Raw genomic sequence first — 4,534 nt, forward strand, 5'->3', positions numbered from 1 at the left:
CCCCGGTCCATCCGCCGCTGCGGAAGGGAACCCGGTAAATCAAGAGCCGAAGCCAAGCAACAGCAACAGCAACAGCAGAGCAAGAGCAAGAGCAAGAGCAAGAGCGGTGTGACGGCGCTGGGTGCAGTTGAAAAGTGACTACATCAAGTGCGACATCGGGCGCTTGCGCAATGTGTGGCACACCGGTGTGCGCTACTGCGCAGCGGCCTCCGCCGTCTTCACCTGCATGCCAGCATGCAAGGCCTCTGGCGGATCCAGCACCACCGTGTCACCGGCGGCCAGGCCGGACAGCACCTGGCGGTCGTCGCCCAGGGCGATGCCGGTCTTCAGCGCGCGCTGCTCGACTGTGTTGTCGTCCTTCACCGCGAACGCCACGTCCTGGCCGGCGCGCTTGACGATCGCCGCGCCCGGCACCCGCACGCCCTGCGGCGTGTGCTGCGCTTGCGGCTGCGGCGCCTCCAGGAAACTGACCCGCACGCCCATCTCCGGCACGATCCGCGCGTCCTTCTGCTTCAGCGCCACGCGCACCTTCACCGTCGCCTTGCCGCGGTCGGCGGAGGGGATGATCGCGATCACCTCGGCCGGGATCTTCCAGTCCGGATACGCGTTGAGCGTGGCTTCCACCGGCATGCCCGGCTTGACCCGGCCGATGTAGGACTCGCCGACCTCGACCTCGATCTCCAGCGAATCCATGTCGACGATGGTGCCGATGCCGGTGCGGGTGAAGCCGCCGCCGGCCGACAGCGGCGAGACGATCTCGCCCGGCTGCGCCGCCTTGGCGGTGACCACGCCGGAGAACGGCGCACGCACGATGGTGTTGTCCACGTTGAGATCGGAGATCGACAACTGGTTGCCGGCCACCGCTACGTTGCGTTGCGCGTTCTGCAACTGCGCACGCAGGGCGTCGCGCTGCGCCACGGCCTGTTCGTACTGCGAGCGCGAGACCAGTTGCTGGCCGGCCAGGGTCTGCAGCCGCTGCGCGTCGGCATCGGCCTGGCGCACCTGCGCCTGCATGTTGGCGACCAGGCTGCGCGCCGCCTCCAGCTGCGAGGCCGACAGCACCCGTTGCGCGTTGGCGTCGATCGGATCCAGCGTCGCCATCACCTGGCCTTCCTCCACGCGCATGCCTTCCTCGATGCGCACCTCGCGGACCTTGCCGGTGATCTTGGCCGAGACCGTGGCCATGCGCCGCGCCACCACATAGCCGCTGGCGTCCAGCACCGAGGCGCTGCTGCTGCCGGGGGCGATCGCCACCACCGCGGCGGTGCGCACCTCCAGCGGCTTGCTGCGGCCGAACAGCCACCAGCCGCCGGCGCCCAGGGCGAGCAGCACCACCAGCAGCACCACGGCGATCCACAGCCCGCGCCGCGACGGCGGCTCGCTCTGCGGCGCCTTGCGGTCGATACGGAGTTCCTTGAGCAGGTCGGAGGAAGTACTCATCGTGTCCTTGAACGAAACGGTCGGCGCGCTGCAGTGTGCGAGCCACCGGCCGCCGTGGGCATGGCCGGAAGTCACTTTCTGCGATGCGCTGTAGCGGGAGAACGCCGCCCCTCGGCGTGGATCGCAGCATGCGGCAATCGTGCGGGGGCTGCCAGTGACAGATGTCATCCACTGCAGCTGACGCGCCGCACTGGGCGGCGACTCCGCCGCGGCGCAGCCTAGGCACTCCCTGCCACCACCGGAGTGTCCCATGCCCGATCACGATGCGTTGCCGCTGGCGCAGCTCAGCGGCGTCCACAAGCGCTACGGGACGCTGGTCGCGCTCGACGGCGTCGACCTGCAACTGCGGCCCGGCCAGTTGCTGGCGCTGCTGGGCGCCAACGGCGCCGGCAAGAGCACCGCGGTGAGCCTGCTGCTCGGGCTGCAGACGCCCGACGCCGGCAGCGTGCGCCTGTGCGGGCAGGATCCGCGGGCGCTGGCCGCACGCCGCCAGGCCGGGGCGATGCTGCAGACCGCCGGGCTGCCGGACACCCTGCGCGTGGGCGAACTGCTGCTGCAGGCGCGCGGTTATTACCCGCAGCCGCGCAGCGTCGCCGACTGCGTGGCGCTGGCCGGGTTGGATGGCGTGATGGCACGCCGCTATGGCCGGTTGTCCGGCGGCCAGCAGCGCCGCGTGCAGTTCGCGATGGCGATCTGCGGGCGGCCGCGAGTGCTGTTCCTGGACGAGCCCAGCACCGGCCTGGACATCGAGGCGCGGCAGGGCCTGTGGCGGGCGATCCGCGAACTGGTCGCCGACGGCTGCGCGGTGCTGCTGACCACGCACTATCTGGAAGAGGCCGAGGTGCTGGCCGACCGGGTGGCGGTGCTGCAGCGCGGCACGCTGATCGCAGAGGGCAGCGTCGCCGAGCTGCGTGCGCGCTTCGAGCAATGCACCATCCGCTGCCGCAGCGCGTTGCCGGCGGCGCAGGTGGCGCAGTGGCCACAGGTGCGCCGCGCCGAGAGCCGCGACGGGGTGCTGGAGCTGGTCGCCGAGCCGGCCGAGTCGGTGGTGGCGCGGCTGCTCGCCAGCGATCCGGCGCTGACGGCGCTGGAAGTGCGCCGTGCCGGCCTCGCCGACGCCTTTCTCGCCATCACCCGTGCGGAGGCCGCATGAATCCGATCGATCTGTCCGTTGCTTCCCCGGCGGCCGCCTGGTCGTTGCGCGACCAGGGCGCGCTGTTGCTACGCGAGATCCGCTACGAGGTGCTGCGCTGGCTGCGCACGCCGTCGTTCGCCTTGCCCACGCTGCTGTTCCCGCCGTTGTTCTACCTGCTGTTCGGCGTGCTGCTCAACCATGGGCGCCACGACGCGGCGGTGTACCTGATGGCCAGCTACAGCGTATTCGGGGTGATGGCGCCGGCCCTGTTCGGGTTCGGCGTCGGCCTGGCCCTGGACCGCGAGCGCGGCCTGCTCGCGCTGAAGCGGGCGATGCCGGTGCCGCCGCTGGCCCTGCTGCTGGCGCGCACCGCGCTGGCGATGGCTTTCGCGCTGGCGATCGGCGTCTTGCTGCAGGCGCTGGCCGCGCTGCTCGGCGGGGTGATGCTGACGCCGATGCAGCGGATCGGGCTGCTGCTGGTCGACGTGCTGGGCACGCTGCCGTTCTGCGCGATCGGGCTGGCGCTGGGCGCTTATGCCGGCGGCAGCGGCGCACCGGCGCTGGTCAACCTGATCTACCTGCCGATGGCGTTCCTGTCGGGGCTGTGGATCCCGCTGCAACTGCTGCCGGCGTGGCTGACCACGCTGGCGCCGCTGTGGCCGTCCTATCACCTGGGCCAGATGGCGCTGCGCGTGGTCGGGCAGGGCGACGGCCACGGCAGTGCCGGCCATGTCATCGCGCTGCTGGCGGTGACGGTGGTGTTCTACGCACTGGCGCAGCGGCGCCTGCGTCGCGGCTGATGGTGCGCCGTGCCGATCCCGGCGTCGCCGCGCGGTTTCGCGCGCCGGCGCCTTCGCTAAGCTATGCGCTGCGGCGGCCGTGCCGCCCTGGGAGCCCGACGTGATCGCCTTGCTGCACGCTTCGCCCGACTCGCTGATCGCCCGCCGCATCGGCTGGAGCTCGGCCAAGCCCAGCACCCACTGGTTCGTGTGGCTGTCGCTGGTGTGGTCGATCTGGCTGTTCGTCACTCCGCTGTACGAGCCGTACTACTTCCGCAACTGGTTCCCGCCGACGCTGGCCAGCTATCTGATGTTCCTGGCCCTGTACTACGTGGCCTACTACCGCCACCGGCGCTACCTGCCCTGGTGCGTGGCCGGCATGGCGGCGCTGGCGTTCGTGGTGCTGCCGTACAACCCCGGCGCGCAGTGCTACATCATCTATGCCTGCGCCTTCCTGGCGTTCTGCTTCGAGCCGAAGCGGGCGGTGGCGGCGATGCTGCTGGTGCTGGCCTCGTTCGCATTGGCCTGGACGATGCGCGGCTGGTCGCCGCTGTACATGGTCAGCGCGATGGTGGTCGGCCTGTCGGTGGGGCTGATGAACATCAGTTTCGAGCGCCGTGCGCGCGGCGAGGCGCAGCTGCGCCTGAGCCACGAGGAAGTGCGGCGCCTGGCGGCGGTGGCCGAGCGCGAGCGCATCGGTCGCGACCTGCACGACCTGCTCGGCCACACCCTGTCGCTGGTGGCATTGAAGTCGGACCTGGCCACGCGCCTGCTCGCCCATGACGCCGCCGCGGCGCAGCGCGAGATGGAGGAAGTGGGCCAGGTCGCACGCGAGGCGCTGAGCCAGGTGCGGCGTGCGGTCAGCGGCATCCGCGCGGCGCAGCTGGCGGCGGAGATCGCCTCGGCCAAGCTGCTGCTGGAGTCGTCGGGGGTGACCTTCCGCTACCAGGTCGAGGCCTTGCCGCCGTGCCCGCAACTGGAGACGGTGTTCGCGCTGGTGCTGCGCGAGGCCGCCACCAACATCCAGCGCCACGCGCGTGCCAGCCACGCGCAGTTGCGGCTGTGCTGCGAGCGCGGCCAGGCCCTGCTGGAACTGCGCGACGACGGCCGCGGCGGCGCGCTGCAGCCGGGCACCGGGCTGAGCAGCATGCGCGAGCGGCTGGAGGCGGTGGGCGGCAGC

4 protein-coding genes are annotated in these 4,534 nt (G+C 71.2%); 3 read left to right on the forward strand and 1 reads right to left on the reverse strand.

Features of this window, described 5'->3' with window-relative positions; all coding sequences use genetic code 11:
- Positions 1-192 precede the first annotated feature (192 nt).
- A complete protein-coding gene (locus D588_RS0110785; protein WP_017915976.1) occupies positions 193-1,440 on the reverse strand; it encodes an efflux RND transporter periplasmic adaptor subunit in 1,248 nt (415 codons plus the stop codon).
- A gap of 250 nt (positions 1,441-1,690) precedes the next feature.
- Between D588_RS0110785 and D588_RS0110790 the strand changes: the two genes are divergently transcribed.
- From D588_RS0110790 to D588_RS24480, 3 genes are all read left to right on the forward strand, one after another.
- Positions 1,691-2,593, forward strand: a complete 903-nt coding sequence (locus tag D588_RS0110790; RefSeq protein WP_017915977.1) for an ABC transporter ATP-binding protein — start codon at positions 1,691-1,693, stop codon at positions 2,591-2,593.
- On the forward strand, positions 2,590-3,375 hold the full coding sequence (locus tag D588_RS0110795) for an ABC transporter permease (RefSeq protein ID WP_017915978.1): 786 nt from the start codon (positions 2,590-2,592) through the stop codon (positions 3,373-3,375). The genes D588_RS0110790 and D588_RS0110795 overlap by 4 nt, the downstream gene beginning before the upstream one ends.
- 100 nt (positions 3,376-3,475) lie before the next feature.
- Positions 3,476-4,534 (forward strand): sensor histidine kinase (locus tag D588_RS24480; protein ID WP_043084399.1); only part of this gene is annotated, 1,059 nt, incomplete at its 3' end.

Source organism: Xanthomonas sp. SHU 308 (assembly GCF_000364645.1).
Lineage (GTDB): Bacteria > Pseudomonadota > Gammaproteobacteria > Xanthomonadales > Xanthomonadaceae > Xanthomonas_A > Xanthomonas_A sontii.

Excerpts from the sequence above, each read along its gene's own strand:
- D588_RS0110795 (WP_017915978.1), top strand. The coding sequence starts at position 2,590 with ATGAATCCGATCGATCTGTCCGTTGCTTCCCCGGCGGCCGCCTGGTCG.
- D588_RS0110790 (WP_017915977.1), top strand. The coding sequence starts at position 1,691 with ATGCCCGATCACGATGCGTTGCCGCTGGCGCAGCTCAGCGGCGTCCAC.
- D588_RS0110785 (WP_017915976.1), bottom strand. The coding sequence starts at position 1,440 with ATGAGTACTTCCTCCGACCTGCTCAAGGAACTCCGTATCGACCGCAAG.